The sequence below is a fragment of the Variovorax sp. J2P1-31 genome, assembly GCF_030317215.1.
Lineage (GTDB): Bacteria > Pseudomonadota > Gammaproteobacteria > Burkholderiales > Burkholderiaceae_C > Variovorax.
On sequence record NZ_JASZYA010000001.1, the window covers coordinates 2,305,164 to 2,330,915 of the forward strand.

Below are 25,752 nucleotides of genomic sequence, written 5' to 3' on the forward strand. Positions count from 1 at the left end.
TCAGCGTGGACTCAGGGCAGCTTCGACTTGGCGACGTGCTGCAGCAGGTTGCCCACGGAGGCGTCCATCACGTCGGTGAAAGGCTTGGGATAGAGGCCCATCCACAGCACGGCGATCGCCAGCAGCGACATCATCAGGAACTCACGGGCGTTGAGGTCCTTGAGCTCCTTGACGTGGTCGTTGCCGACCGGGCCGAGGTAGACGCGCTTGTACATCCACAGGGTGTAGGCGGCGCCGAAGATCAGCGCGGTGGCGGCACCGAGGCCGATCCAGAAGTTGGCCTTGACGGCACCCAGGATCACCATCCACTCGCCCACGAAACCGGCGGTGCCCGGCAGGCCGCAGTTGGCCATGGCGAACAGCAGCGCGAAGGCGGCGAACTTGGGCATGGTGTTGACCACGCCGCCGTAGGCGGCGATCTCACGCGAATGCACGCGGTCGTAGAGCACGCCGATGCCCAGGAACATCGCGGCCGACACGAAGCCGTGCGCAACCATCTGGACGATGCCGCCCGAGACGCCGAGGTCGTTGAAGATGAAGAAGCCCAGGGTCACGAAGCCCATGTGGGCGACCGACGAATAGGCCACCAGCTTCTTCATGTCGCGCTGCACCAGCGCCACCAGGCCGACGTAGATCACGGCGATCAGCGACAGCGCGATCATCAGCCAGGCCCATTCACGCGAGGCGTCGGGCGCGATGGGCATCGAGAAGCGCAGGAAGCCGTAGGCGCCCAGCTTCAGCATGATCGCGGCCAGCACGGCCGAGCCGCCGGTGGGCGCCTCGACGTGCACGTCGGGCAGCCAGGTGTGGACCGGCCACATCGGCACCTTCACCGCGAAGGCGGCGAAGAAGGCGAAGAACAGGAAGCTCTGCGCCCCACCCGCCAGCGGCAGCCGATGCCAGCTCAGGATGTCGAAGCTGCCGCCCGACTTGTTGTACAGGTAGATCAGCGCGACCAGCATCAGGAGCGAGCCGAGCAGCGTGTACAGGAAGAACTTGAAGGCCGCGTAGATCTTGTTCGGGCCGCCCCAGATGCCGATGATCAGGTACATCGGGATCAGCGTGGCTTCGAAGAACACGTAGAACAGGATGCCGTCGAGCGCGGCGAACACGCCGATCATGAAACCCGAGAGGATCAGGAAGGCGCCCATGTACTGGTTCACGCGCTCGGTGATCACCTGCCAGGCCGAGATCACCACGATCACCGTGATGAAGGAGGTCAGCAGCACCATCCAGAGCGACAGGCCGTCGACCCCGAGGTGGTAGTTGACGTTGAAGCGCTGGATCCAGCTGAACTTCTCGACGAACTGCATGGACGCGGTGCCGAGTTCGAAGCGCGTGTAGAGCGGCACCGTGACCGCGAAGCTCACGAGGGCACCGATCAAAGCGGTCCAACGCACGAGGTTCGCGCGATCGTCCCGACCGAAGGCCAACAGCAGGACGCCGAACGCGATCGGCACCCAGATGGCAAGGCTCAACAAACCCATTTTTCTTTTTCTCCAGCGAGAGCGCTTACTTGTTGAACCATACGAAGTACGTCATGAGCACGAAGATGCCCAGCAGCATGGCGAACGCGTAGTGATAGATGTAGCCGGACTGGAACCAGCGCACCACGCCCGACAGGCGGCCGATGGCTTTCCAGGACCCGTTGACGATCGCGCCGTCGATGACGGCCTGGTCGCCGCCCTTCCAGAAGGCGGTGCCGAGGGCCCGGGCGCCGCGCGCCACGATGTTCTCGTTGATCCAGTCGAGGTAGTACTTGTTTTCCAGCAGGCGGTAGACCGGGCCGAAGGCGCGCTTGATCGCGGCCGGCAGCGCCGGATTGACCATGTACATGTAGTAGGAGAGCACCACGCCCGCCAGCGCCAGCCAGAAAGGCATCGTCGTCAGGCCGTGCACCGCCATCGCCCAGGGGCCGTGGAAGGCTTCGGCCATCTCGCGCATCGCATGGTGCTTGTCGAGATTGAAGAAGATCGCGTCCTTGAAGAAGTCGCCGTAGAGCATCGGCTGGATCGTGAAGTAGCCGATCACCACCGAGGGGATCGCCAGCAGCACCAGCGGCAGCCAGACCACCCAGGGCGACTCGTGCGGCTTGGTGTCATGGCCGTGGCCATGGTCGTCGTGGCCGTGGTGGTCGTCGTGGTGCGCGTCCGGGTTCTGGTCGTAGCGTTCCTTGCCGTGGAAGACCAGGAAGTACATGCGGAACGAGTAGAAGGCGGTCACGAACACACCCGCCAGCACGGCGAAGTTCGCAAAGCCGGCGCCCCACAGGTGGCTTTCGTGCACGGCCTCGATGATGCTGTCCTTCGAGTAGAAGCCCGAGAACAGCGGCGTGCCGATCAGCGCCAGCGAGCCCAGCAGCGAGGTGATCCAGGTGATGGGCATGTACTTGCGCACGCCGCCCATCCAGCGGATGTCCTGGTTGTGGTGCATGCCGATGATCACCGAGCCCGCGCCGAGGAACAGCAGCGCCTTGAAGAAGGCGTGGGTCATCAGGTGGAACACCGCCACCGAGTAGGCCGAGGCGCCCAGCGCGACCGTCATGTAGCCCAGCTGCGAGAGCGTCGAGTAAGCGACCACGCGCTTGATGTCGTTCTGGATGATGCCCAGGAAGCCCATGAACAGCGCGGTGATCGAGCCGATCACGAGGATGAAGCTCAGGGCCGTGTCGCTCAGCTCGAACAGCGGCGACATGCGCGCCACCATGAAGATGCCGGCCGTGACCATGGTCGCGGCGTGGATCAGCGCGGAGATGGGGGTCGGGCCTTCCATCGAGTCCGGCAGCCAGACGTGCAGCGGGAACTGCGCGCTCTTGCCCATCGCACCGATGAACAGGCAGATGCAGATCACGGTCACGAGCATCCACTCGGTGCCCGGGAAGCTCAGCTTGGCGAGTTCGTCGGCCTTGGCGAAGGCCTCGCCGTAGTTCAGCGTGTTGGCATAGGCCGCGATCAGGCCGATGCCCAGGATGAAGCCGAAGTCGCCCACGCGGTTGACCAGGAAGGCCTTCATGTTGGCGAAGATCGCGGTCGGCTTGTTGTACCAGAAGCCGATCAGCAGGTACGACACCAGGCCCACGGCTTCCCAGCCGAAGAACAGCTGCAGCATGTTGTTGCTCATCACGAGCATCAGCATGGAGAAGGTGAACAGCGAGATGTACGAGAAGAAGCGGTTGTAGCCTTCGTCTTCTTCCATGTAGCCGATGGTGTAGATGTGCACCATCAGCGACACGAAGGTCACGACGCACATCATCATGGCGGTCAGGCCGTCGACCAGGAAGCCGACTTCCATCTTCAGGCCGCCGACGACCATCCATTCGTACAGCGTGGCGTTGAAGCGTGCGCCGTCGACGACCACGCTCTTGAGCGTCATCGCGGAAATGATGAAGGCCACCAGCACGCCGAGGATGGTCAGCGAGTGGGTGATCTTGCGGCCGATGTGGTTGCCACCGAATTTCGTGCCGAACAGGCCCGCCAGCACGGCGCCGACCAGCGGCGCCATCGGAACGGCCAGCAATGTGGATGCGGAGAGGGTTGCGCTCATGGTCGAGTCTTCTTATCCCTTGAGCGTGTTGAGTTCGTCGACATTGATGCTCGACTTGTTGCGGAACAGCAGCACCAGCAGCGCCAGCCCGATGGCCGACTCGGCCGCGGCCACCGTCAGGATGAAGAACACGAAGATCTGGCCGTGCATGTCGCCCAGGTAGTGCGAGAAGGCCACGAAGTTCATGTTGACCGCCAGCAGCATCAGTTCGATGCACATCAGCAGCACGATCAGGTTCTTGCGGTTCAGGAAGATGCCGACGACCGACATCGCGAACAGCATCGCACCGAGCGACAGGAAATGAGGGAGGGTCAGAGTCATGCCTTCTTCTCCGGAGCGGCAGCGGCCGTCGGGGCCGGTTCGGGCGCTGGCGCGGGCGGCGGCGCGGGTTGCGTCGCGTCGAGCTTGACCAGCTGCAGGCGGTCGCGCGACTTCACGCGGATCTGGTCGCCCACGTCGATGAACTTGGTGTCCTTGCGCTGGCGCAGCGTGAGCGCGATGGCGGCGATCATGGCCACGACCAGGATCACGGCCGCGATCTGCACCGGGTAGAGGTACTCGGTGTACATCAGGATACCGAGCGCCTTGGTGTTGGAGCCGCCGGCCGTCATGGCCGCCTGCGTCGCGGCCGGTTGACCGCGGAAGCCGCCCATCAGGACATAGGCCATCTCGAGCGCGATCACCACGCCGATCAGCGCCGCCAGCGGGAAGTGCCGCCAGAAGCCCTGCCGCAGGCTGTCCATGTTGAGGTCGAGCATCATCACGACGAACAGGAACAGCACCATCACGGCGCCCAGGTAGACCAGCACCAGCACGATGGCCAGGAACTCGGCCTGCAGCAGCAGCCACACGGCCGATGCCTGCGAGAACGCGAGCATCAGGTAGAGCACCGCATGCACGGGGTTGCGCGCGGTGATGACTCGGAAGGCCGCGAACAGCAGCACCAGCGAGAACAGATAGAAGAAGCCAGTCTTGACGTCCATGGATTTTTTCTTTGGGGCGTCTGCCGTTAACGGTATTTCGCGTCGGCGGCCTTGTTGGCCGCGATCTCGGGTTCGTAGCGGTCACCCACGGCGAGCAGCATTTCCTTGGTGAAGTACAGGTCACCGCGCTTTTCGCCGTGGTACTCGAGGATGTGCGTCTCGACGATCGAGTCGACCGGGCAGCTCTCTTCGCAGAAGCCGCAGAAGATGCACTTGGTCAGGTCGATGTCGTAGCGCGAGGTGCGGCGCGAGCCGTCGTCACGCACTTCGGACTCGATGGTGATCGCGACCGCGGGGCACACGGCCTCGCAGAGCTTGCAGGCGATGCAGCGCTCTTCGCCGTTTTCGTAGCGGCGCAGCGCGTGCAGGCCGCGGAAGCGCGGCGACAGCGGGGTCTTTTCTTCGGGGAACTGGACCGTGATCTTGCGGCGGAACGCGTAGCGACCCGTCAGGACCATGCCCTTGAACAGTTCCGTGAGCATGAAGCTCTTGAGGAAGTCCTTGACCGAAAAGGAGGAAGCAGCAACAGCTGAAGACATCGTGTGTTTCTCCGCTTATTTCCAGATGTTCCAGGGCGTCTGCATCCAGCCCCCGACCACCAGCAGCCACACCAGGGTGACCGGAATGAAGATCTTCCAGCCCAGACGCATGATCTGGTCGTAGCGGAAGCGCGGGAAGGTGCCGCGAATCCAGATGAAGAGCGAGACCACGAAGAAGGTCTTGATCCCCAGCCAGATCCAGCCCGGAATGAAGTCGAGGAAGCCGACCGGCGACAGCCAGCCGCCGAGGAACATCAGCGCGGCCAGGATCGACACCAGCCACATGCTGGCGTACTCGGCCAGGAAGAAGATCGCGAAGCCCATGCCCGAGTACTCGACCATGTGGCCAGCCACGATTTCGGCTTCGCCTTCGACCACGTCGAAGGGGTGGCGGTTGGTCTCGGCCACGCCGGAGATCACGTAGACCACGAAGATCGGCAGCAGCGGCAGCCAGTTCCAGGACAGGAAGCCCAGGCCCATGTCGGCGCCCATGCCCTTGCCCTGCGCCGCGACCACGTCGCCCAGGTGCAGGCTGCCCGTGACCATGATCACCACGACCAGGCAGAAGCCCATCGCGATTTCGTAGCTCACCATCTGGGCCGAGGCGCGCAGCGCGCCCAGGAAGGCGTACTTCGAGTTCGAGGCCCAGCCCGCGATGATCACGCCGTAGACCTCGATCGAGGTGATGGCCATGATCAGCAGCAGGCCCGCGTTGACGTTCGCGAGGATCGCTTCGGGACCGAAGGGGATCGCGACCCAGGCGGCCAGCGCCGGCATGATCGCCATGATCGGGCCGAGGCGGAACAGGCCCTGGCTGGCGGCCGTCGGGCTGATGATTTCCTTGGTCAGCAGCTTGACCGCGTCGGCGATCGGCTGCAGCAGGCCCAGCGGGCCGACCCGGTTGGGGCCGTGACGCACCTGGATGAAGCCCAGCAGCTTGCGCTCCCAGAGCGTGAGGTAGGCGACCGCGCCCATCAGCGGCGCGAGCACGCAGATGATCTTGATCAGCGCCCAGACCACGGGCCAGCCGCCCGCCGTCCACCAGTGGGCCGCGATCAGGCCCTGGCCGAAGTTGAAGATCGAATCGATCATGCCGCCACCTCTTCCACCGCGGGATGCGGGCCGGGACGGACACCGGTCGCCGCATGGCGCCCGCGTGCGTCGGCCGTCAACTGCAGCGACGTGGCACGGCGCACGAGGCCGTCCAGTTGGTAGATCGAGGCGGTCACCGGCGCGGCCGCGGCCGTGGCCGGTGCGGCCAGGTCGAGGTTCGCGGGCGCTTCGTTGTTCAGGCGTTCGGCCGCCACGTGCGTCACGGCATCGGCGCCGCGCACGCTGGCCAGCACTTCTTGTGCGGTCTCGAAATCGAAGCCCGGCACGCCCAGCAGGTTGGCCAGCACGCGCAGGACCTTCCAGCCCGGACGCGCCTCGCCGCGCGGCTTGACCACCGCGTGGAAGCTCTGGATCCGGCCTTCGGCATTGACGAAGGTGCCCGGCGTTTCGGTGAAGGGCGCGATCGGCAGCAGCACGTCGCTGATCGCGAGGTTGGCCTTGAAGGGGCTCAGCGTCACGACCATCTGCGCATGCTCCAGACCGGCGGCCGTGCGTGCACCGGCGGCCGAATCGAATTCGGGTTCGTTGTTGAGCAGCAGCACGGCCTTGAGGCCGCCCGCCAGCATCTGGCCGGCATGGAGACCGCCCTGCCCTGGCAGCGCGTTGACCCACTGCGCGCCCACGGTGTTGGCGGCTTCGGTGAGATAGCCGACGCTGGCGCCGGTCTGCGCGCCGATCCACTGCGCGAGCGCCAGCAGGCGCGAGGCGTCCGCATGGTGCGCGGCGGCATTGCCCAGCAGGATGGCCTTGCGTTCGCCGCCGATCAGCGACTGGGCGAAGGCCTTGGCTTCCTCGGTGGCGTGGCCTGCGGCGGGCGCGGCCACGCCCTTCTCGGCACCGATGGCGCTGGCCACGTCGGCCAGGGCCTGCAGCCAGCCGTCGGCGGCCACGGTCGTCACGCCGGCCAGCGACAGGGCCCAGGCGTCACGCGATGCGAGTTCGTCCGCCGAGGCGATCACGCTCACGGCGGCGCCCTTGCGCACGGCCTGGCGGATGCGCTGCGCGAACAGCGGATGGTCCTTGCGCAGGTTCGAGCCCACGACCAGCACGCGCTGCAGGTTCGACAGCGAGGCGATCGAGGTGCCGAGCCAGCGGACGCCGGCGCTGGCCGTGAAGTCGGCGTGGCGCAGGCGGTGGTCGATGTTCTCGCTGCCCAGGCCGCGCACCAGCGCGCCGGCCAGGGCCAGTTCTTCCACCGTGCTGTGCGGGCTCACCAGCGCGCCGATCGCGGCGGCGCCGTGGTCGGTCTTGATCTGGCGCAGGCCGTTGGCCACGTATTCGAGCGCGGTCTGCCAGTCGACGGTCTGCCATTGGCCGCCCTGCTTGAGCATGGGCTGCGTGAGGCGCTCGTCGCTGTTGAGCGATTCGTAGGAGAAGCGGTCGCGGTCGGCGATCCAGCACTCGTTGACGTCTTCGTTCTCGAGCGGGACGACGCGCATCACCTGGTTGTTCTTGACCTGGACGATCAGGTTGGCACCGGTCGAGTCGTGCGGGCTCACCGACTTGCGGCGCGACAGTTCCCAGGTGCGGGCGCTGTAGCGGAAGGGCTTGCTGGTGAGCGCGCCGACCGGGCAGATGTCGATCATGTTGCCCGACAGCTCGGAGTCGACGGTCTCGCCCATCACGGTCGTGATCTCGGAGTGCTCGCCGCGGTGGATCATGCCCAGCTCCATCACGCCGGCCACTTCCTGGCCGAAGCGCACGCAGCGGGTGCAATGGATGCAGCGGCTCATCTCTTCCATGCTGATGAGCGGGCCCACGTCCTTGTGGAAGACCACGCGCTTCTCTTCCTCGTAGCGCGAGGTCGAGCCGCCGTAGCCCACGGCCAGGTCCTGCAGCTGGCATTCGCCGCCCTGGTCGCAGATCGGGCAGTCGAGCGGGTGGTTGATGAGCAGGAACTCCATCACCGATTGCTGGGCCTTGATGGCCTTCTCGCTCTTGGTGCGGACGATCATGCCCTGGGTCACGGGCGTGGCGCAGGCCGGCATCGGCTTGGGCGCCTTCTCCACGTCGACCAGGCACATGCGGCAGTTGGCCGCGATGCTGAGTTTCTTGTGATAGCAGAAGTGCGGGATGTAGGTCCCCGCCTTTTCGGCCGCATGCATGATCATGCTGCCTTCGATGATGTCGACCTTCTTGCCGTCGAGTTCGATTTCAACCATATGTGTCGCGTTTTCGTGCTCAGGCTTGGGCCGGCGTCTTGGGGACGTAGCCAGGGATCAGCGCCTCGAACTCGTGGCGGAAGTGCTTGATCATGGCGCGCACCGGCATGGCCGCGGCGTCGCCGAGTGCGCAGATGGTGCGGCCCTGGATGTTGTCCGCGACCGAGTTGAGCAGGTCCATGTCGTTGGCCTTGCCCTGACCGTTGTGGATGCGGTCGACCACGCGCCAGAGCCAGCCCGTGCCTTCGCGGCAGGGCGTGCACTGGCCGCAGGATTCGTGCATGTAGAAGTACGAGAGGCGCTTGAGCGACTCGACCATCGAGCGGCTGTCGTCCATGACGATCACCGCGCCCGAGCCCAGCATCGAGCCGGCCTTGGCGATGGAGTCGTAGTCCATGGTGCAGGCCATCATGATGTCGGCCGGCAGCACCGGCGACGACGAGCCGCCGGGGATCACGGCCTTGAGCGTGCGGCCCTTGCGCACGCCGCCGGCGAGTTCGAGCAGCTTGGAGAACGGCGTGCCCATGGGCACTTCGTAGTTGCCCGGCAGCTCGACGTCGCCGCTGACCGAGTAGATCTTGGTGCCGCCGTTGTTCGGCTTGCCGCACTCGAGATACGCCGGACCGCCGTTGCGGATGATCCAGGGCACCGCCGCGAAGGTCTCGGTGTTGTTGATGGTGGTCGGCTTGCCGTAGAGGCCGAAGCTGGCCGGGAACGGCGGCTTGAAGCGCGGCTGGCCCTTCTTGCCTTCCAGCGATTCGAGCAGCGCGGTTTCCTCGCCGCAGATGTAGGCGCCGAAGCCGTGGGCCGCGTGCAACTGGAAGTTGTACGTGCTGCCCATGATCTTGTCGCCGAGGTAGCCGGCGGCGCGCGCTTCCTCCAGCGCTTCCTCGAAACGGTCGTAGCTCTGGAAGATCTCGCCGTGGATGTAGTTGTAGCCGACGCTGATGCCCATCGCGTACGCCGCGATGGCCATGCCTTCGATCACGATGTGCGGGTTGAACTGCAGGATGTCGCGGTCCTTGCAGGTGCCCGGTTCGCCTTCGTCCGAGTTGCAGACCAGGTACTTCTGGCCCGGGAACTGGCGGGGCATGAAGCTCCACTTGAGGCCGGTCGGGAAACCCGCGCCGCCGCGGCCGCGCAGGCCCGAGGCCTTGACTTCGGCGATCACCTGGTCGGGCGTCAGGCCCTCGGTCAGGATCTTGCGCAGCGCCTGGTAGCCGCCGCGCGCTTCGTAGTCGGCCAGGCGCCAGTTGGTGCCGTCGAGGCCTGCGTAGATCTGCGCACCGATGTGGCGATCGTGGAAGCAGGTCTGGACACCGGTCGCCTGGAACTGCGACAGGACTTGTTCGGGCGTCATGCGGCGTCTCCCTTCGACGAGGCACGCAGGCCGTCGATGAGCTGGTCGAGCTTGTCGTTGCTCATGAAGCTGCACATGGTGCGGTCGTTGACCAGCATCACGGGCGAATCGGCGCAGGCGCCCAGGCATTCGCTCTGCTGCAGCGTGAACAGGCCGTCGGCGGTGGTGCCGCCCATCGGGATGCCCAGCTTCTTCTCGAGGTGCGCGAGCGCGGTCGCGCCGTCACGCAGCTGGCACGGCAGGTTGGTGCAGACGTTGAGCTTGAAGCGGCCCGTGGGCTGCTGGTTGTACATGTTGTAGAAGGTCGTGACTTCGTGCACGGCGATCTGCGGCATGCCGAGGAAGTCGGCCACGACCTTCTCGCTCTCGAGGCTCACGAAGCCCTGCTCCTGCTGCACGATGGCCAGGCAGGCCATCACGGCGGACTGCGCCTGCTCGGCCGGGTACTTGGCGACTTCGCGCGCGAAGCGCTCCAGGGCGTGGGCGGACAGCGGCTTCGCGGCCGCCGGGGTGCTGGTGTTGGGATTGCTCATCGATCGATTTCTCCGAACACGATGTCCAGGGTGCCGATCACGGCCACGGTGTCCGCGATCATGTGGCCGCGCGTCATTTCGTCGAGCGCAGCCAGGTGCGCAAAGCCGGGTGCGCGGATTTTGAGGCGGTACGGCTTGTTGGCGCCGTCGCTCACCAGGTAGATGCCGAACTCGCCCTTGGGGTGCTCGACGGCCGCATAGGCTTCGCCTTCGGGCACGTGGAAGCCTTCGGTGAAGAGCTTGAAGTGATGGATCAGCTCTTCCATGTTGCCCTTCATCGACTCGCGCGCAGGTGCTGCCACCTTGTGGTTGTCGGTGATGACGGGGCCGGGGTTCACGCGCAGCCAGTCGACGCACTGCTTGATGATGCGATTGGACTGCACCATCTCTTCCATGCGCACCAGGTAGCGGTCGTAGCAGTCGCCGGTCTTGCCCACGGGGATGTCGAAATCCATGCGGTCGTAGACGTCGTAGGGCTGCTTCTTGCGCAGGTCCCAGGCGATGCCGGAGCCACGCAGCATCGGGCCCGTGAGGCCCAGGCTCAGCGCGCGCTCGGGCGTCATGACGCCGATGCCCACGGTGCGCTGCTTCCAGATGCGGTTGTCGGTCAGGAGCGTGTGGTACTCCTCCATGTGCTTCACGAAACGCTTCGTGAAGTCATCGATGAAGTCGAGCATCGAACCCTGGCGGTTCTCGTTCATGCGCTCGAGGGCCTTGGCGTTCTTGATCTTGCTGACCTTGTACTGCGGCATCGTGTCCGGCAGGTCGCGGTAGACGCCGCCCGGGCGGAAGTAGGCGGCGTGCATGCGCGCGCCCGAGACCGCTTCGTAGATGTCGAACAGGTCTTCGCGCTCGCGGAAGGCGTAGATCAGGATGGTCGAGCTGCCGCAGTCGTTGCCGTGCGAGCCGAGCCACATCAGGTGGTTCAGCAGGCGCGTGATCTCGGCGAACATCACGCGGATGTACTGCGCGCGGATCGGCACCTCGATGCCCATCAGCTTCTCGATCGCGAGGCAGTAGGCATGTTCGTTGGACATCATCGACACGTAGTCGAGGCGGTCCATGTAGGGCAGCGACTGGATGTAGGTCTTGCCTTCGGCCAGCTTCTCGGTCGCGCGGTGCAGCAGGCCGATGTGCGGGTCGGCGCGCTGGACGACTTCGCCGTCGAGCTCGAGCACGAGACGCAGAACGCCGTGGGCGGCGGGATGCTGGGGCCCGAAGTTGAGCGTGTAGTTCTTGATTTCAGCCATGTCAGTGCGTCAGTGCAGTCCGCCGCCGTAGTTCTCTTCGCGGATCACGCGCGGCGTGACCTCGCGCGGCTCGATGCTCACCGGCTGGTAGACCACGCGCTTGAGTTCTTCGTCGTAGCGCATCTCGACGTGACCAGACAGGGGGAAGTCCTTGCGGAAGGGATGGCCGATGAAGCCGTAGTCGGTCAGGATGCGGCGCAGGTCCTCGTGGCCTTCGAACACGATGCCGTACAGGTCGAAGGCTTCGCGCTCGAACCAGTTGGCCGAGTTCCAGAGGTGCATCACCGAGGGCAGCACGGGGAAGTCGTCGTCCTCGCAGAAGGTCTTGACGCGCACGCGCTGGTTCAGGCTCACCGACAGCAGGTGCGAGACCGCGCAGTAGCGCAGGCCGTCCCACTCGGTGTCGCGGTAGGTCGAGTAGTCGAGTCCGCAGATGTCGACCAGCTGCTCGAACTTGCAGCCGGGCGCGTCGCGCAGGGTCTGCATGGCGGCCAGGTAGTCGGCCGCCTTCACCACCAGCGTGACCTCGCCGAGCGCCACGGTGATACGTTTCACCTTGTCGCCCAGGGCCAGGGAAATGGTGTCCTTCAGGACATCAGGATCGATCGCGAAAGCTGTCATGGGGTTCCCGTCAGGCACGGGCGATGGTGTTGGTGCGGCGCACCTTCTGCTGCAGCTGGATGATTCCGTAGATCAGCGCTTCGGCCGTCGGCGGGCAGCCGGGCACGTAGACGTCGACCGGCACGATGCGGTCGCAGCCGCGCACCACGGAATAACTGTAGTGGTAGTAGCCGCCGCCGTTGGCGCACGAGCCCATCGACAGCACCCAACGCGGCTCGGCCATCTGGTCGTAGACCTTGCGCAAAGCGGGCGCCATCTTGTTGCACAGCGTGCCGGCCACGATCATCAGATCGGACTGGCGCGGACTGGCGCGGAACACCTCGGCGCCGAAGCGGCCGATGTCGTAGCGCGCGGCGGCCGCGTGCATCATTTCGACTGCGCAGCAGGCCAGACCGAAGGTCATGGGCCACAACGAGCCTGTCTTGGCCCAGTTCACCACCGAATCGTAGGAGGTGGTGACGAAGCCTTCTTTGAAAACGCCTTCAATGGCCATGGCTGTACCTTGTTGCCGTTGTACGGCTATTCCCAGTCAAGCGCACCCTTTTTCCATTCGTAGGCAAAGCCCACGACGAGGATCGCCAGGAAGATCACGACCGCCCAGAAGCCCGCTGCACCCACTTCTTTGAGCGCCACGGCCCAGGGGAAGAGGAAAGCGATTTCCAGGTCGAACAGGATGAAGAGGATGGCCACCAGGTAGTAGCGGACATCGAATTGCATGCGGGCGTTTTCGAAGGCTTCGAAACCGCACTCGTAAGGGGAGTTTTTGGCCGCGTCGGGCCGGTTCGGGCCAAGGATGTAGCCGAGAACCTGGGGGGCGATGCCTACCCCGATACCGACCAGAATAAACAACAGGACGGGGAGGTAGGAATCGAGGTTCATCAGGGTTCTATCACCGCTTGACATCGACAAGAGCCAACTTTGCGCTGACTCCTGCCGATGAGATTTGGTGCGGTCGGCGAGACTCGAACTCGCACAGCTTTCGCCACTACCCCCTCAAGATAGCGTGTCTACCAATTTCACCACGACCGCGGTTTTCTGCTGCCCGGATGGCATGAGGAACCCAGAGGGTTTTGGCTTTCCGGTGCAGATTTAGAGTTTACCCTGAAATGCAGCCTTTTTCACTTGAGGCTGCATTGTCACAAAGATTATTTGCCGGGAATCTGAGCCGCGCCCGATGCAGGGGCCGCAGGGGCCGATGCGGGCGCCGCGGGCGCGGGCAATGCCGACGGAATCTGCGAGGCCGAACCCGAGGCGGCAGGCGCCGGCGCACCGACCGCGGCGCGCTCCAGCAGGCTGTTGCCGCCGGCCGACGGGCGTGCATGGCTGAAGTAGGCCAGCAGCAGCGTCGTCACGAAAAAGACGGCTGCCAGCACGGCCGTGGTGCGCGACAGGAAGTTGGCACTGCCGCTGGCGCCGAACAGGCTGCCGGCACTGCCGCTGCCGAAGGCCGCGCCCATGTCGGCGCCCTTGCCGTGTTGCACGAGGATCAGGCCGATCATCGCGAGCGCGGTCAGCATCTGCACGCCGACGAGAATGTTGAGGACCAGGTTCATATCTTGTTTACTCCTAAGGGAACGCCGTGCGCTCAGCGCGCGGCGGCAATGATTTGCAGAAAGTCGGGGGCCTTGAGCGATGCGCCGCCGATCAGGCCGCCGTCGATGTCGGGCTGCGACAGCAGTTCGGCGGCGTTGGCCGCGTTCATGCTGCCGCCGTAGAGGATGCGGATGCCCGCGGCATGCTCGCTGGCCGCATGGTGCAGTTGCGCGCGCAGCACCGCATGCACGCCCTGCGCCTGCTCGGGCGAAGCCGTCTTGCCGGTGCCGATGGCCCACACGGGCTCGTAGGCCACGACGATCTCGCTGATGCAGTGGCCGTTGACGTGGATCACCGCGGCCAGTTGGCGCTTGACCACCTCTTCCGTGCGCCCTGCTTCGCGCTCGGCCAGCGTCTCGCCGACGCAGACGATCGGCGTGATGCCGCGTGCCAGTGCGGCGGCGGTCTTGGCCGCCACCACCTCGTCGCTCTCGCCGTGGTACTGGCGGCGCTCGGAATGGCCGACGATCGCATAGCGCACGCCGAATTCGTTGAGCATCGCGGCCGACTGCTCGCCCGTGAAGGCGCCCTGCGGCTGCGCGGACACGTCCTGCGCGCCCAGCGCGATCGGCGAGCCCGCGACCTTGGCCTGCACCTGCGCCAGGTACGGCGCCGGCACGCAGACCGCCACGTCGCAATTCGGCGCGCCCACGCCCTGCAGCAGCGCGTCGAGCAGCGCCTCGTTGGCAGCCAGGCTGCCGTTCATCTTCCAGTTGCCGGCGATCAGCTTCCTGTTCGTCATCGTCTTGTTCGTTCCGTTCACCAGGTCAGCACGATCTTGCCGATGTGCTGGTTCGATTCCATCAGGACATGCGCCTGCGCCGCGCCGCTGGGCTCGCCCACGGCCGCGAAGGTGCTGTGAATGACCGGCTTGACCGCACCGCTGGCCAGCAGCGGCCAGACCTTGGCGTGCAATGCCTGCGCGATCGCCGCCTTGAAGGCGACCGGCCGCGGCCGCAGCGTCGAGCCCGTGACCGTGAGCCGGCGCCGCAGCACCAGGCCCGCATTGATCTCGGCCTTGATGCCGCCCTGCACCGCGATGATGACCAGCCGGCCGTCCTCGGCCAGGCAGTCGATCTCGCGCGCCACGTAGGCACCGGCGACCATGTCGAGGATCACGTCGACGCCCTTGCCGCCGGTGAGCGTCTTCACCTCGGCCGCGAAGTCGGCGGTCTTGTAGTTGATGGCATGGTCCGCGCCCAGTTGCAGGCAGGCCGCGCACTTCTCGTCGCTGCCGGCGGTGGCGATCACGGTCGCGCCCAGCGCCTTGGCGAGCTGGATCGCGGTCACGCCGATGCCGCTGGTGCCACCCTGGACCAGCAGCGTCTCGCCCTTCTGCAGGCGGCCGCGCTCGAACACATTGCTCCAGACGGTGAAGAAGGTCTCGGGCAGCGACGCCGCCTCGGTATCGCTCCAGCCCTGGGGCACCGGCAGGCATTGCGCGACCGGGGCCACGCACAGTGCGGCGTAGCCGCCACCGGCCACCAGCGCACAGACGCGGTCGCCCACGGCCAGGCCGGCCTCGGCCAGCGCCTTGGCATCGCCCGCGACGATCGTGCCCGCGACCTCGAGGCCCGGCAGGTCGGAGGCGCCCGGCGGCACCGGGTAGTTGCCGGTGCGCTGCAGCACGTCGGGACGGTTCACGCCGCTCGCGGCCACCCGAATCAGCAGCTCGCCCTCGCCCGCGACGGGATCGGGACGCTCGACGACGCGCAGGACGTCCGGCGCGCCGAAGGATGTGATTTCAATGGCTTTCATGGGTCTTCCTGACGGCAACGCCCGCCTCCAGGGGAGTCGGGCGCCACGGTGGAAAAAAGGACGCAAGCGGCAGGGGCCGCTGCGTCCGCATCCGCATCAACCTTGATGGTCGCCGCGCGGGGCGTCTTGCGACGACTGCTCGGGCTGCTGTTGCTGCGGCTCGCCGTTGCGATCGCCGTTGCCTTCGAAACGCGGCGCGCGGTCGCCACGCGGGGGACGCTCGCCACGTTCGCGGCGCTCGCCACCACGGTCGCCACGGTCGCCACGGTCACCGCCGCGGTCTTCGCGCGGCGCACGTTCCTGGAACTCCATGCCGGCCGGACGCTCGGTCAGGGCCTTCATGGACAGCTTGACGCGGCCCTTCTCGTCGGTCTCGAGCACCTTGACCTTGACGATCTGGCCTTCGCTCAGGTAGTCGGTCACCTTCTCGACGCGTTCGTGCGCGATCTGGCTGATGTGCAGCAGGCCGTCCTTGCCGGGCAGCAGGTTGATCAGCGCGCCGAAGTCCAGGATCTTGGTGACCGGGCCTTCGTACACCTTGCCGATTTCGACTTCCGCCGTGATCTGCGCGATGCGCTGCTTGGCCGCCTCGGCCTTTTCCGGATCGGTCGACGCGATGGTGATGGTGCCGTCTTCGTCGATGTTGATCTGGCAGCCGGTCTCCTCGGTCAGCGCACGGATCACCGAGCCGCCCTTGCCGATCACGTCGCGGATCTTTTCCGGGTTGATCTTCATGGTGAACAGGCGCGGTGCGAAGTTCGAGACTTCGGCCTTGGCCTCGCCCATGGCTTCCTGCATCTTGCCCAGGATGTGCATGCGCGCTTCCTTGGCCTGCGCCAGCGCGACCTGCATGATTTCCTTGGTGATGCCCTGGATCTTGATGTCCATCTGCAGCGCGGTGATGCCGTTGGTGGTGCCCGCGACCTTGAAGTCCATGTCACCCAGGTGATCTTCGTCGCCCAGGATGTCGGTCAGCACCGCGAAGCGGTTGCCTTCCTTGATCAGGCCCATGGCGATGCCGGCCACGTGGGCCTTCATCGGCACGCCGGCGTCCATCATCGACAGGCAGCCGCCGCAGACCGAAGCCATCGACGACGAACCGTTCGACTCGGTGATTTCCGACACCACACGGATCGTGTAGGGGAATTCTTCCTTGTTCGGCAGCACCGCGACCAGCGCGCGCTTGGCCAGGCGGCCGTGGCCGATTTCGCGGCGCTTGGTCGAGCCCATGCGGCCCACTTCACCGGTGGCGAAGGGAGGCATGTTGTAGTGGAACAGGAAGCGGTCTTCGTACTCGCCGGCCAGCGCGTCGATGCGCTGTGCGTCGCGTTCGGTGCCCAGCGTGGTGATGACCAGCGCCTGGGTTTCGCCGCGCGTGAACAGGGCCGAACCGTGGGTGCGGGGCAGCACCGAGTTGCGGATCTCGATCGGGCGCACGGTGCGCGTGTCGCGGCCGTCGATGCGGGGCTCGCCTTCGAGGATCTGGCTGCGCACGATCTTCGATTCGATCGCGAACAGCAGGTCGCTGACCTTGCCCGCGTCGAAGGGCTCGCCGCTTTCCTTCAGGGCCGCCAGCACGCCGGCATTGGCTTCGCGCAGGGCTTGCGTGCGGGCCTGCTTGCTGCGGATCTGGTAGACCGCGCGCAGCTTCTCTTCGGCCAGGCCGTTGACCTTGGCGACGAAGGCTTCGTCTTCGGCCGGCGCGACCCAGTCCCACACCGGCTTGCCGGCGTCACGCACCAGGTCGTGGATGGCGTTGATCGCGACGTTGGCCTGTTCGTGGCCGAACACCACACCACCCAGCATGACTTCTTCGGACAGCTGCAGCGCTTCCGACTCGACCATCAGCACGGCCGCTTCGGTGCCGGCGACGACCAGGTCCATCTGCGAATCCTTGCGCGCGGTCTGGCCCGGGTTCAGCACGTACTGGCCGTTGATGTAGCCCACGCGGGCGGCGCCGATCGGGCCGCTGAAGGGGATGCCGGAAATCGACAGCGCGGCGGACACGCCGATCATGGCGGCGATGTCGGCGTCGACTTCGGGGTTGAGCGACAGCGTGTGGATGACCACGTGCACTTCGTTCAGGAAACCTTCGGGGAACAGCGGGCGGATCGGACGGTCGATCAGGCGGCTGGTCAGGGTTTCGTGTTCGCTGGGCTTGGCTTCGCGCTTGAAGAAGCTGCCGGGGATCTTGCCCGCGGCGTAGGTCTTCTCGATGTAGTCGACGGTCAGCGGGAAGAAGTCCTGGCCGGGCTTGGCCGACTTGGACGCCACGACGGTGGCGAGCACGACGGTGCCGTCGATGTCGACCTTGACGGCGCCGCTGGCCTGGCGGGCGATCTCACCGGTTTCCAGGACGACGGTCTTGTCGCCCCACTGGAAGGACTTGGTGACTTTGTTGAAGAGGCTCATGTTTTGCTCCTGAGTGAAGGGCGTGACCGGTCGGATTGACAGGTCCGCGGGGTTGGAGCGCTTCTCAGAACACGATGCCATTCCAGTGAAGCTCGGCCTCGAACTTCATTGGAATGACACAGCTTCGCTCTGTTTTGGCACTCCGATTGAATCGCGAAGTAAAAAACGCCTGAGCTAGCGGACTAACCCAGGCGTTTTTTTCATGCGATCCGAATTACTTGCGCAGACCCAGCTTGGCGATCAGCGCGGTGTAGCGGTCGGCATCCTTGGACTTCAGGTAGTCCAGCAGCTTGCGGCGACGGCTCACCATGCGCAGCAGACCGCGACGGCCGTGGTGGTCCTTGGCGTGCGTCTTGAAGTGGGGGGTCAGCTCGTTGATGCGAGCGGTCAGCAGTGCGACTTGCACTTCGGGGCTGCCCGTGTCGTTGGCGGCGCGGGCGTTGTCCTTGACGACTTCGGCCTTGATGGAGGCTGCGATCATTTGATTTTCCTTGTGTTCCGGGATGTTTGACTTGCGGTGTGCGCTGGAACTGCACGCACCGTGCGCCTTGCGGCATGCAAAGCCCGGGGATTATAGCCCGCCCCCGAGGCGGCGCGCACTTCGTGTCGCTTGCCCTCCCCCTCACGGGGGCGATGCCTGCGGCCCGGCGGAGCCGGTTCCGCGGCATCCCGCGAACGGACGCTCGCCTTCGGCCTCGCTATGGGGGCGGGGTCAGGGGCGGTTGTTTTGCAGCCAGGTTTTGAGGCGGGCGACGCCTTCGACCAGGCGCTGGGGGTCCTTGGAGGCGAAGCACCAGCGCAGCCAGCCCTGGGCTTCGGGGGCGAAGGCGTTGCCGGGGGCCAGGCCGAGGCCGGCTTCGGTGACCAGGCGCTTGGCGACGGCCAGGGAGTCGTCGAAGCCGTCGAGCTTGAAGAAGGCGTACATGCCGCCCTTGGCCGCCGCCACCTGCACGCCGGGGATCTCGGCCAGCAGGGGCACGAGCACGTCGCGGCAGGCCTTGAGGTGGGCCACGACGCGGGGCGTGATGTCGGGGCCGTGCTCGATGGCCGCGATGCCGGCGCGCTGGGTGAAGACGCTGGTGCAGGAGGTGTTGAACTCGATCAGCTTGCCCATGCCCTCCATCAGCGACGCGGGCAGCACCAGCCATCCCAGGCGCCAGCCGGTCATGAGGAAGCTCTTGGAGAAGCTGTGGGCCACGACCAGCCGGTCGTCCGGCGTCGCCACGTCCAGGAAGCTGGGCGCGCAGGCCTTGGCGGTGGGTTCGAAGTAGAGGCGCTCGTAGACCTCGTCGGCCAGGATCCAGGTGCCGGTGTCGCGGCAATGCGCGAGGATGGCCGCCTGCTCGTCGCGGGTCAGCGTCCAGCCGGTCGGGTTGTTGGGCGCATTGACGATCAGCAGCTTCGTGCGCGGCGTGATGGCGGCGCGCAGCGCGTCGAGGTTCAGCGTCCACTCGCCGCCCACGGGTTCGAGCGGCACGGTGCGCACGGTCGCGCCCATGATCGCGGGCTGCGCGACCAGGTTGGGCCACACGGGCGTGACCGCCACCACCTCGTCGCCGGCATCGACCAGCGCCTGCACCGCCAGCATCAGGGCGCTGACGCCGCCCGAGGTGACCGCGATGCGCCCGGCATCGACCGCCGGATGCAGGCTGCTGGTGTAACGCGCGATGGCCTCGCGCAGTTCGGGCAGGCCCAGGTTGTGGGCGTAGAAGGTCTCGCCCTTCTGCAGCGAGTCGATCGCGGCCTGCCGCACCAGCTCGGGCGTGACCTCGTCGCTCTCGCCGAACCAGAAGGCGAGCACGTCGTCGCGGCCCAGGCCGGCGTTGGCGACCTCGCGGATCTTGGAGGCTTCGAGGTCGTGAATGGCTTGGCGCATGTCTTGTTTCTCCTGGCCCTCAGGGCCGTTGCATCCTGCAGATGGTAGGCATTTCCGCGCGCTCCGCCGCGACGGTCTTCACCACGCGGAAGCCGTAGCCCGAGCCCTCGACGTCGAACTTCACGCCCGGCGCGCCCTGGCGGTCCATCACGCCCACCACCAGCTGCTGCTGGAACTGGTGGTCGGCCGCGCGCATCCGGCCGCGCTGGCCGGCCAGCGTGACGTCGGCGCGCTCCAGGGCGCGCGCCACGGCGACCGTGTCGACGCTGCCCGCACGCTCCATGGCCTGCGCCAGCGCCTCGATCACCAGCTGCATGCGCATGTGCACATAGTCCTCCGACGGCTTGGGGAAGCGCGTGCGGAAGGCCCGGTAGAAGTCCTCCGAGGCCGCGGTCTGCACGTTCGGCAGCCAGTCGGCCACCGCGATCACCCGGCCGATGCCCGCATCGCCGATGGCCGCGGGCGCGCCCAGCGCGTTGCCGTAGAAGGTGTAGAAGCTGCCGTTGAAGCCGGCCTCGCGGGCGGCCTTGACCAGCAGCGTGAGGTCGTTGCCCCAGTTGCCCGTGACCACCGCCTGCGCGCCGCTCGCGAGGATCTTGCTGGCATAGGGCGCGAAGTCCTTGACCCGGCCCATCGGATGCAGCTCGTCGCCCACGATCTGCACGTCCGGGCGCAGCACGCCCAACTGGCGCCGCGATTCGCGCAGCACCGCCTGGCCGAAGCTGTAGTCCTGGCCGATCAGGTAGACGCGCTGCAGCGCGGCCTCGTCCTTCACCACGTCCATCAGCGCCGTCACCCGCATGTCGGCATGGGCGTCGAAGCGGAAGTGCCAGAAGCTGCAGCGTTCGTTGGTCAGCACCGGATCGACGGCCGAATAGTTGAGGAACAGCACACGCCGTTGCGGGTCGCGCTCGTTGTTCTTGTCGATGGCGTCCAGCAGCGCTGCGGCCGTGGCCGAGGAATTGCCCTGCAGCACGATGCGCGCGCCGTCGTCGATTGCCGCGCGCAGCGCCGAGAGGGCCTCTTCGTTCTGGCCCTTGCTGTCGTAGCGCACCAGTTCCAGCCTGCGCGAACCGCCCGGCAGCTTGACACCGCCGCGCGCGTTGACGCGCTCGACCGCCCAGAGGATGTTGCGGAACACGGCCTCGCCGGTGTTGGCGAAAGGCCCGCTCATGCTTTCGATCAAGGCCAGCCGGATCGGGCCTGCGGGCGCGCTCCTGGCCACCGCCGGCAAGGCCGCCGCGCATAGCGCCGACGCGGCGAATTTCAAGGCCTGGCGGCGCCAAATAAAGCTCGGATTCATTCTCTTGAAACGCCTGGCCCCATGCCTAGATGGGGAGCAAGCGGCACTCATGTCAAAGGCCGCGCAGTGTAAGGGACACACCTTCTTGTCCCGCCGTGTACATCAGGAGTTTCACCATGTTCTTCGCACCCGCCGTCCGCACCGCCCGCTTCGTTCCGCGCAGCCTCGACCGCAGCTTCGAACGCTTCGTCAACGACGCCCTCGTGAGCGGCCCGCAACGCTCGCTCAACGTCGAGCAGGACGACACCAGCTGGACCCTCACGCTCGACGTGCCCGGCCTGTCGCGCGACGACCTCAGCATCGGCATCGAGGCCTCGGTGGTCCGCATCGAAAGCAAGGCCGACGCCAAGCGCCAGTTCAAGGCCGCCTACGAACTGCCGCAGGAAATCGATGCCGCCACCAGCGAAGCCAAGCTCGAGAACGGCGTGCTGTCGCTCAAGCTGGGCAAACTGGCACCGGTGCGCCATGTGCACTCGCTGACCATCAACTGAGCGCGGCCCCACCGCTTTCAGGCGACGGTGTCAAGCCGTTGATCTGAATCAAAATCAGTCGATCCGCAAAACGGCCACATTTCGTGGTCGTTTTTTTATGCTTCAATGTGAAATGAATGTAAAACATCGCGGTAAGTGCATGTTTTATAGAACCTTTTTACTATTTTGAAGTCGCGGATCCGCTGAGCTTCCTCTTCCAGCGGGCCCCGATACAAGGGGTCACCGTTGGACACACATTTACACGCCGCTCGCCCTGGCACCCGCTCGGACACGCTTCTGGTGTTCCTCCCCGGTGCCTTTCTCGAACCCGAAGCGTTCGAGCGCGAGGGATTCCTGAGCGCCGTGCGCGCGCACGATGTGGCGGCCGATGTGATGCTGGTCGATGCCAACGTCTCCTATTACTACGACCAGAGCTTCGTGCAGCGCCTGCACGAGGACGTGCTCGCCCCGGCGCGCCAGGGCGGCTACCGCAAGATCTGGCTGGTGGGCATCTCGATCGGCGGCTTCGGCGCGCTGACCCACGAACTGGCCCGTCCCGGCCTGGTGGACGGCATCGTGGTGTTGGCCCCCTACCTGGGCCGCCGCCCGCTCGGCGCCGAGATCCAGAAGGCCGGCGGCCTGCGGGCCTGGAAAGCGCCCGAGAAGCCGTCCGACGAGGAAGTCGACCGCAAGCTCTGGCCCTGGCTGCAGCAGTACGCGAGCCCCGCGCTCGCCGCCACGCTGCCGCCGCTCTACCTGGGCTACGGCCTGGCCGACCGCTTCGCGCCCAACCACCAGCTGCTGGCCGAGGTGCTGCCGCAGGGCCATGTGTTCACCACCGAAGGCGGGCACGACTGGCCGCAGTGGTCGCGTCTGTGGCGCAGCATGCTCGACGTGCTGCCGCTGCCCAAGCACGAAGAGACCGAAGCACTGCTCGCCTGCGCCTGAGCGTTCCCGGCGCGCGCGGCCCCACAATAGGCGCCGGGCCGCACCGCGCTGCGGCCGCAGCTTTCAGGGAGCGATCACATGAAGAGCCTTCAAGGCCTCGTCCTTCTTCTCGCAGCGGCGCTGACGGCACCGGTCCACGCCAGGGGCCTCGCGGTCCCCTTGCCCGCGCCCTCCTCCGGCGCCAGCGCCGAAGTCTTCTTTTCGCCCGGCGCCGACACCGACCGCGCCATCGCGCATGCCGTGGACGCGGCGCGCCGGCGGGTCTGGATCGCCGGCTACTTCTTCACCGCCTCGACGATCGCCAAGGCCGTGGCGCAGGCCCATGCGCGCGGCCTCGACGTGCGGGTGCTGCTCGACAGTTCGCAGGCCACGCACCGCTATTCGAGCGCGACCTACTTCCACAACCAGGGCGTGCCGCTGTGGATCGATGCGCGCTACCCGGTCATGCACCACAAGTTCGTGCTCGTCGACGCCGACACCGTGGGCTTCGGTTCGATGAACTTCACCCGCGCCGGCGCCCAGCAGAACGCCGAGAACTTCAACCTGTTCCGGCGGTGGCCGCAGCTCGCGGCCACCTACGCGCAGGAGTTCGAGCGGCTGCAGCAGGAGTCGGAACCCTACCGGCCCGGCATGCGATTCGACAAGACGGGCGGCGGCGAAGACCGGCCCTGAACGAAGCGCTCAGGCCGGCGCGCCTTCGGGCGAGCGCACCAGGCTGTCCAGCGGCCAGCGCGGCTTGACGTCGAAGGCGTAGACCTCGGTCGGCTGCTGCATGCCGGCCTGCAGCCGCATCGCCGCGGCCATGGCGATCATCGCGCCGTTGTCGGTGCACAGGTGCAGCTCGGGGTAGTGCACCCGCACGCCGCGCCTGGCGCAGGCCGCGTCGAGTTGCGCGCGCAGGTCGCGGTTGGCGCCCACGCCGCCGGCCACCACCAGCCGCTTGAGGCCGGTCTGCGCCAGCGCCGCCAGGCTCTTTTTCAGCAGCACCTCGACGATCGCGGCCTGCGTCGCCGCCGCCAGGTCGGCCTTGCGGGCCTCGAGTTCGTCGCCGAGCTTGCGCGCCTGCGTCATGACGGCGGTCTTGAGGCCGGCGAAGGAAAAGTCGAGGTCGCCGCTGTGCAGCAGCGGCCGCGGCAGCTTGAAGGCGGCCGGGTCGCCCTGCTCCGCCAGCTTGGCGAGCCAGGGGCCGCCCGGGTAGGGCAGGCCCATGAGCTTGGCCGACTTGTCGAAGGCCTCGCCGGCCGCGTCGTCGATGGTCTCGCCCAGCATCTCGTAGCGGCCGACGCCGTCGACCCGCATCAGCTGGGTGTGGCCGCCCGACACCAGCAGCGCCACGAAGGGGAACTCGGGCGCATCGGCGCTCAGGAAAGGCGACAGCAGGTGGCCTTCGAGGTGGTGCACGCCCAGCACCGGCTTGCCCAGCGCAGCACCCAGCGCGCAGGCCACGCCCGCGCCGACCAGCAAGGCGCCGGCCAGGCCCGGGCCACGGGTGTAGGCCACCACGTCGACCTCGGCCAGCCGCCGGCCGGCCTCGTCGAACACGCTCTGCGCCAGCGGCAGCACGCGGCGGATGTGGTCGCGGCTGGCGAGTTCGGGCACCACGCCGCCATAGGCCTGGTGCATGGCGATCTGGCTGTGCAGCGCGTGGGCACACAGGCGCGGCAGCGCGGTTCCCTGCGTTTCCACCAGCGCCACGCCGGTTTCGTCGCAGGACGATTCGATTCCAAGTACGAGCATGGGTCGAGTGTAGGGGGCGCCCGATTTCGGGGCACGGTTGTTGCTGCATGCCCTTGCGGGACCTCCCCGCGACGCCCCACACTGCCCACGATGACCTCCGGACTGAGTTTTCTGATCGCCGCCCTGCGCTGTGAAATCGACGCGCTCGACCAACTCGGCCGCACCAGCGCGCTGGTGACGAGCATCGCGCGCCTGGTCCATGCGCTGCAGCGCGAACGGGGCCTGTCCAACCTGCTGCTGGGCTCGGGCGGGCGCCGCTTCGCGAGCGAACTCGGCGCCCAGGTGGCCGAATGCCGGCGGCTCGAGCAGCAGGTGCGGGCCTGCTTCGACCAGCTGGAGGCCGACCCGCGCCGCCTCAACAACGGCGCGCGCCTGTTCAGCCGCATCGCCGCCGTGCTGCCCGGCCTGGACGCCCTGCCCGGCCTGCGCCAGCGCATCGCCCGCCTGCAGCTGCCGCCGGAGCAGGCCACGGCCGCCTTCGTCAAGCTCGTGGCCGGCCTGCTGGGCGTGGTGTTCGAAGCCGCCGACGGCGCCACCGATCCCGAGATCTCGCGCCTGCTCGCGGCGCTGTTCAACTTCATGCAGGGCAAGGAATTCGCGGGGCAGGAACGCGCCTGCGGCAGCGCCGCCTTTGCGTCGGGACGCAACGACGGCGAGCGGCAACAGCGCTGGCTGCACCTGATCGACTCGCAGGAGCGCTGCTTCCAGGTCTTCTCCGGCTTCGCCGGCCCGGCGCTCGAGGCCCAGTGGCTGGCCGGCCTGCCGCCGGCGCAGACGGCCGAACTCGAGCGGCTGCGCCGCATCGCCTGCGCGGCCCCGGCCGGCGCGGCGCTGGACCCGGAGCAGAGCGCCGCCTGGTTCGACTGCTGCACGCGGCGGATCGACGCGATGCAGACCGTCGAGGAACGCCTGACGGCCGACCTGCACCAGCTGTGCGATGCCAAGACGGCCCATGCGCGCGCCGAATTGCAGGCCCACGAGACGCTGCAGGCCCAGCTCGCGACGCAGCCGGCCCTGCCGCCGAGCGCCTTCTTCGACGAGGCGGCGGCCGGCGCGACCGAGGGCGCGCCGCCCTACGGCCGCCAGCTCGAACGCTCGATCCTCGACCTGGTGCAGGACCAGTCGCAGCGGCTGCAGGCCATGAGCGACGAACTCGACACCGTGCGCGCCTCGCTCAACGAGCGCAAGGTGATCGAACGCGCCAAGGGCCTGCTGATGGCGCACCGCCGCCTGAGCGAGGAAGAGGCGCACAAGATGCTGCGCCAGACCGCGATGAACCAGAACCGCCGGCTGATCGACGTCGCCGAATCGGTGCTCGCGATGGCCGAGTACCTCGAAGGCTGATCGCCCCCCTGAAATGGTGCAGCGCACTGGAAGCGTGCCCGCCACCAGGGCACAGGTCCCGGCGCCCCCTCTGTAGCCCCGCGAGACCCCCCTGGCACGGCGCTTGCGTGGCATGGGCACAGACCCCTCAGGTCTTCAGGCGGGCGGCATCCAACGGCGGATGCCACCCACCGCACCGGACAAAGGCGTCCGTATCCCGCAGGGGCT

At 66.7% G+C, this 25,752-nt stretch carries 25 protein-coding genes and 1 tRNA gene; 4 read left to right on the top strand and 22 right to left on the bottom strand.

Features of this window, described 5'->3' with window-relative positions; translation table 11 throughout:
- Positions 1–11: 11 nt before the first annotated feature.
- The 21 genes from QTI20_RS10700 to QTI20_RS10800 form a co-directional block, all read right to left on the bottom strand.
- Positions 12–1,487: an NADH-quinone oxidoreductase subunit M gene (locus QTI20_RS10700; RefSeq protein ID WP_286547988.1), complete on the bottom strand. Its 1,476-nt coding sequence runs from the start codon at positions 1,485–1,487 to the stop codon at positions 12–14.
- Positions 1,488–1,512: 25 nt separating this feature from the next.
- Entirely contained in the window at positions 1,513–3,543 is a 2,031-nt protein-coding gene (gene nuoL / locus QTI20_RS10705; RefSeq protein ID WP_286547987.1) for an NADH-quinone oxidoreductase subunit L, read from the bottom strand.
- Between the two features lie 12 nt (positions 3,544–3,555).
- On the bottom strand, positions 3,556–3,864 hold the full coding sequence (gene nuoK / locus QTI20_RS10710) for an NADH-quinone oxidoreductase subunit NuoK (protein WP_183026580.1): 309 nt from the start codon (positions 3,862–3,864) through the stop codon (positions 3,556–3,558).
- On the bottom strand, positions 3,861–4,526 hold the full coding sequence (locus QTI20_RS10715) for an NADH-quinone oxidoreductase subunit J (RefSeq protein ID WP_183026581.1): 666 nt from the start codon (positions 4,524–4,526) through the stop codon (positions 3,861–3,863). Before QTI20_RS10715 ends, nuoK begins: the two co-directional genes overlap by 4 nt.
- 26 nt (positions 4,527–4,552) lie before the next feature.
- Entirely contained in the window at positions 4,553–5,065 is a 513-nt protein-coding gene (nuoI, locus tag QTI20_RS10720) for an NADH-quinone oxidoreductase subunit NuoI (RefSeq protein ID WP_183026582.1), read from the bottom strand.
- 15 nt (positions 5,066–5,080) lie between these two features.
- Entirely contained in the window at positions 5,081–6,157 is a 1,077-nt protein-coding gene (gene nuoH, locus QTI20_RS10725) for an NADH-quinone oxidoreductase subunit NuoH (protein ID WP_286547985.1), read from the bottom strand.
- Positions 6,154–8,340 carry an NADH-quinone oxidoreductase subunit NuoG gene (nuoG, locus tag QTI20_RS10730; protein ID WP_286547984.1) on the bottom strand — a complete coding sequence of 729 codons (2,187 nt, stop codon included), beginning with the start codon at positions 8,338–8,340 and terminating at the stop codon, positions 6,154–6,156. Before nuoG ends, nuoH begins: the two co-directional genes overlap by 4 nt.
- A gap of 19 nt (positions 8,341–8,359) precedes the next feature.
- Complete coding sequence (nuoF, locus tag QTI20_RS10735; protein WP_183026585.1) at positions 8,360–9,700, bottom strand: NADH-quinone oxidoreductase subunit NuoF; 1,341 nt, start codon at positions 9,698–9,700, stop codon at positions 8,360–8,362.
- On the bottom strand, positions 9,697–10,233 hold the full coding sequence (gene nuoE / locus QTI20_RS10740; protein ID WP_286547983.1) for an NADH-quinone oxidoreductase subunit NuoE: 537 nt from the start codon (positions 10,231–10,233) through the stop codon (positions 9,697–9,699). Before nuoE ends, nuoF begins: the two co-directional genes overlap by 4 nt.
- Positions 10,230–11,483, bottom strand: coding sequence for an NADH-quinone oxidoreductase subunit D (locus QTI20_RS10745; protein ID WP_183026587.1), 1,254 nt, complete (start codon positions 11,481–11,483; stop codon positions 10,230–10,232). Before QTI20_RS10745 ends, nuoE begins: the two co-directional genes overlap by 4 nt.
- Positions 11,484–11,492: 9 nt before the next feature.
- Positions 11,493–12,104 carry an NADH-quinone oxidoreductase subunit C gene (locus QTI20_RS10750; protein WP_286547982.1) on the bottom strand — a complete coding sequence of 204 codons (612 nt, stop codon included), beginning with the start codon at positions 12,102–12,104 and terminating at the stop codon, positions 11,493–11,495.
- 10 nt (positions 12,105–12,114) lie between these two features.
- Positions 12,115–12,597 (bottom strand): NuoB/complex I 20 kDa subunit family protein, encoded by a 483-nt coding sequence (locus QTI20_RS10755; RefSeq protein ID WP_140839331.1) that lies wholly within the window; start codon positions 12,595–12,597, stop codon positions 12,115–12,117.
- Between the two features lie 26 nt (positions 12,598–12,623).
- Complete coding sequence (locus tag QTI20_RS10760) at positions 12,624–12,983, bottom strand: NADH-quinone oxidoreductase subunit A (protein ID WP_183026589.1); 360 nt, start codon at positions 12,981–12,983, stop codon at positions 12,624–12,626.
- A gap of 65 nt (positions 12,984–13,048) precedes the next feature.
- A tRNA-Leu gene (locus QTI20_RS10765) sits at positions 13,049–13,133 on the bottom strand.
- A gap of 116 nt (positions 13,134–13,249) precedes the next feature.
- The gene (gene secG / locus QTI20_RS10770; protein ID WP_286547981.1) at positions 13,250–13,657 is read right to left on the bottom strand and encodes a preprotein translocase subunit SecG; all 408 of its coding nucleotides are present in this window, start codon (positions 13,655–13,657) and stop codon (positions 13,250–13,252) included.
- A 32-nt stretch (positions 13,658–13,689) separates the two neighbouring features.
- Positions 13,690–14,439, bottom strand: coding sequence for a triose-phosphate isomerase (gene tpiA / locus QTI20_RS10775; protein ID WP_286547980.1), 750 nt, complete (start codon positions 14,437–14,439; stop codon positions 13,690–13,692).
- A 17-nt stretch (positions 14,440–14,456) separates the two neighbouring features.
- Positions 14,457–15,455 (bottom strand): NAD(P)H-quinone oxidoreductase, encoded by a 999-nt coding sequence (locus QTI20_RS10780; RefSeq protein WP_286547979.1) that lies wholly within the window; start codon positions 15,453–15,455, stop codon positions 14,457–14,459.
- A gap of 96 nt (positions 15,456–15,551) precedes the next feature.
- Positions 15,552–17,867, bottom strand: coding sequence for a polyribonucleotide nucleotidyltransferase (pnp, locus tag QTI20_RS10785; protein ID WP_286547978.1), 2,316 nt, complete (start codon positions 17,865–17,867; stop codon positions 15,552–15,554).
- Positions 17,868–18,081: 214 nt separating this feature from the next.
- Positions 18,082–18,348: a 30S ribosomal protein S15 gene (rpsO, locus tag QTI20_RS10790; protein WP_007837783.1), complete on the bottom strand. Its 267-nt coding sequence runs from the start codon at positions 18,346–18,348 to the stop codon at positions 18,082–18,084.
- A gap of 231 nt (positions 18,349–18,579) precedes the next feature.
- Positions 18,580–19,743, bottom strand: a complete 1,164-nt coding sequence (locus tag QTI20_RS10795; protein WP_286547977.1) for a pyridoxal phosphate-dependent aminotransferase — start codon at positions 19,741–19,743, stop codon at positions 18,580–18,582.
- 19 nt (positions 19,744–19,762) lie between these two features.
- Positions 19,763–21,046: a branched-chain amino acid ABC transporter substrate-binding protein gene (locus QTI20_RS10800; protein WP_286547976.1), complete on the bottom strand. Its 1,284-nt coding sequence runs from the start codon at positions 21,044–21,046 to the stop codon at positions 19,763–19,765.
- Positions 21,047–21,162: 116 nt separating this feature from the next.
- Here QTI20_RS10800 and QTI20_RS10805 point away from each other — a divergent pair, with 116 nt between their 5' ends.
- The 3 genes from QTI20_RS10805 to QTI20_RS10815 all read left to right on the top strand — a co-directional run bounded on the left by QTI20_RS10805 (position 21,163) and on the right by QTI20_RS10815 (position 23,136).
- Positions 21,163–21,537, top strand: a complete 375-nt coding sequence (locus QTI20_RS10805; RefSeq protein ID WP_286547975.1) for an Hsp20/alpha crystallin family protein — start codon at positions 21,163–21,165, stop codon at positions 21,535–21,537.
- 342 nt (positions 21,538–21,879) lie between these two features.
- Positions 21,880–22,464, top strand: coding sequence for an alpha/beta hydrolase (locus tag QTI20_RS10810; RefSeq protein ID WP_286574185.1), 585 nt, complete (start codon positions 21,880–21,882; stop codon positions 22,462–22,464).
- A 78-nt stretch (positions 22,465–22,542) separates the two neighbouring features.
- Positions 22,543–23,136, top strand: a complete 594-nt coding sequence (locus QTI20_RS10815; RefSeq protein ID WP_286547972.1) for a phospholipase D family nuclease — start codon at positions 22,543–22,545, stop codon at positions 23,134–23,136.
- A 9-nt stretch (positions 23,137–23,145) separates the two neighbouring features.
- Here QTI20_RS10815 and tsaD read toward each other — a convergent pair whose 3' ends face one another.
- A complete protein-coding gene (gene tsaD, locus QTI20_RS10820) occupies positions 23,146–24,201 on the bottom strand; it encodes a tRNA (adenosine(37)-N6)-threonylcarbamoyltransferase complex transferase subunit TsaD (RefSeq protein ID WP_286547971.1) in 1,056 nt (351 codons plus the stop codon).
- 90 nt (positions 24,202–24,291) lie between these two features.
- Between tsaD and QTI20_RS10825 the strand changes: the two genes are divergently transcribed.
- Positions 24,292–25,545, top strand: coding sequence for a nitrate regulatory protein (locus QTI20_RS10825; RefSeq protein WP_286547970.1), 1,254 nt, complete (start codon positions 24,292–24,294; stop codon positions 25,543–25,545).
- Positions 25,546–25,752 lie beyond the last annotated feature (207 nt).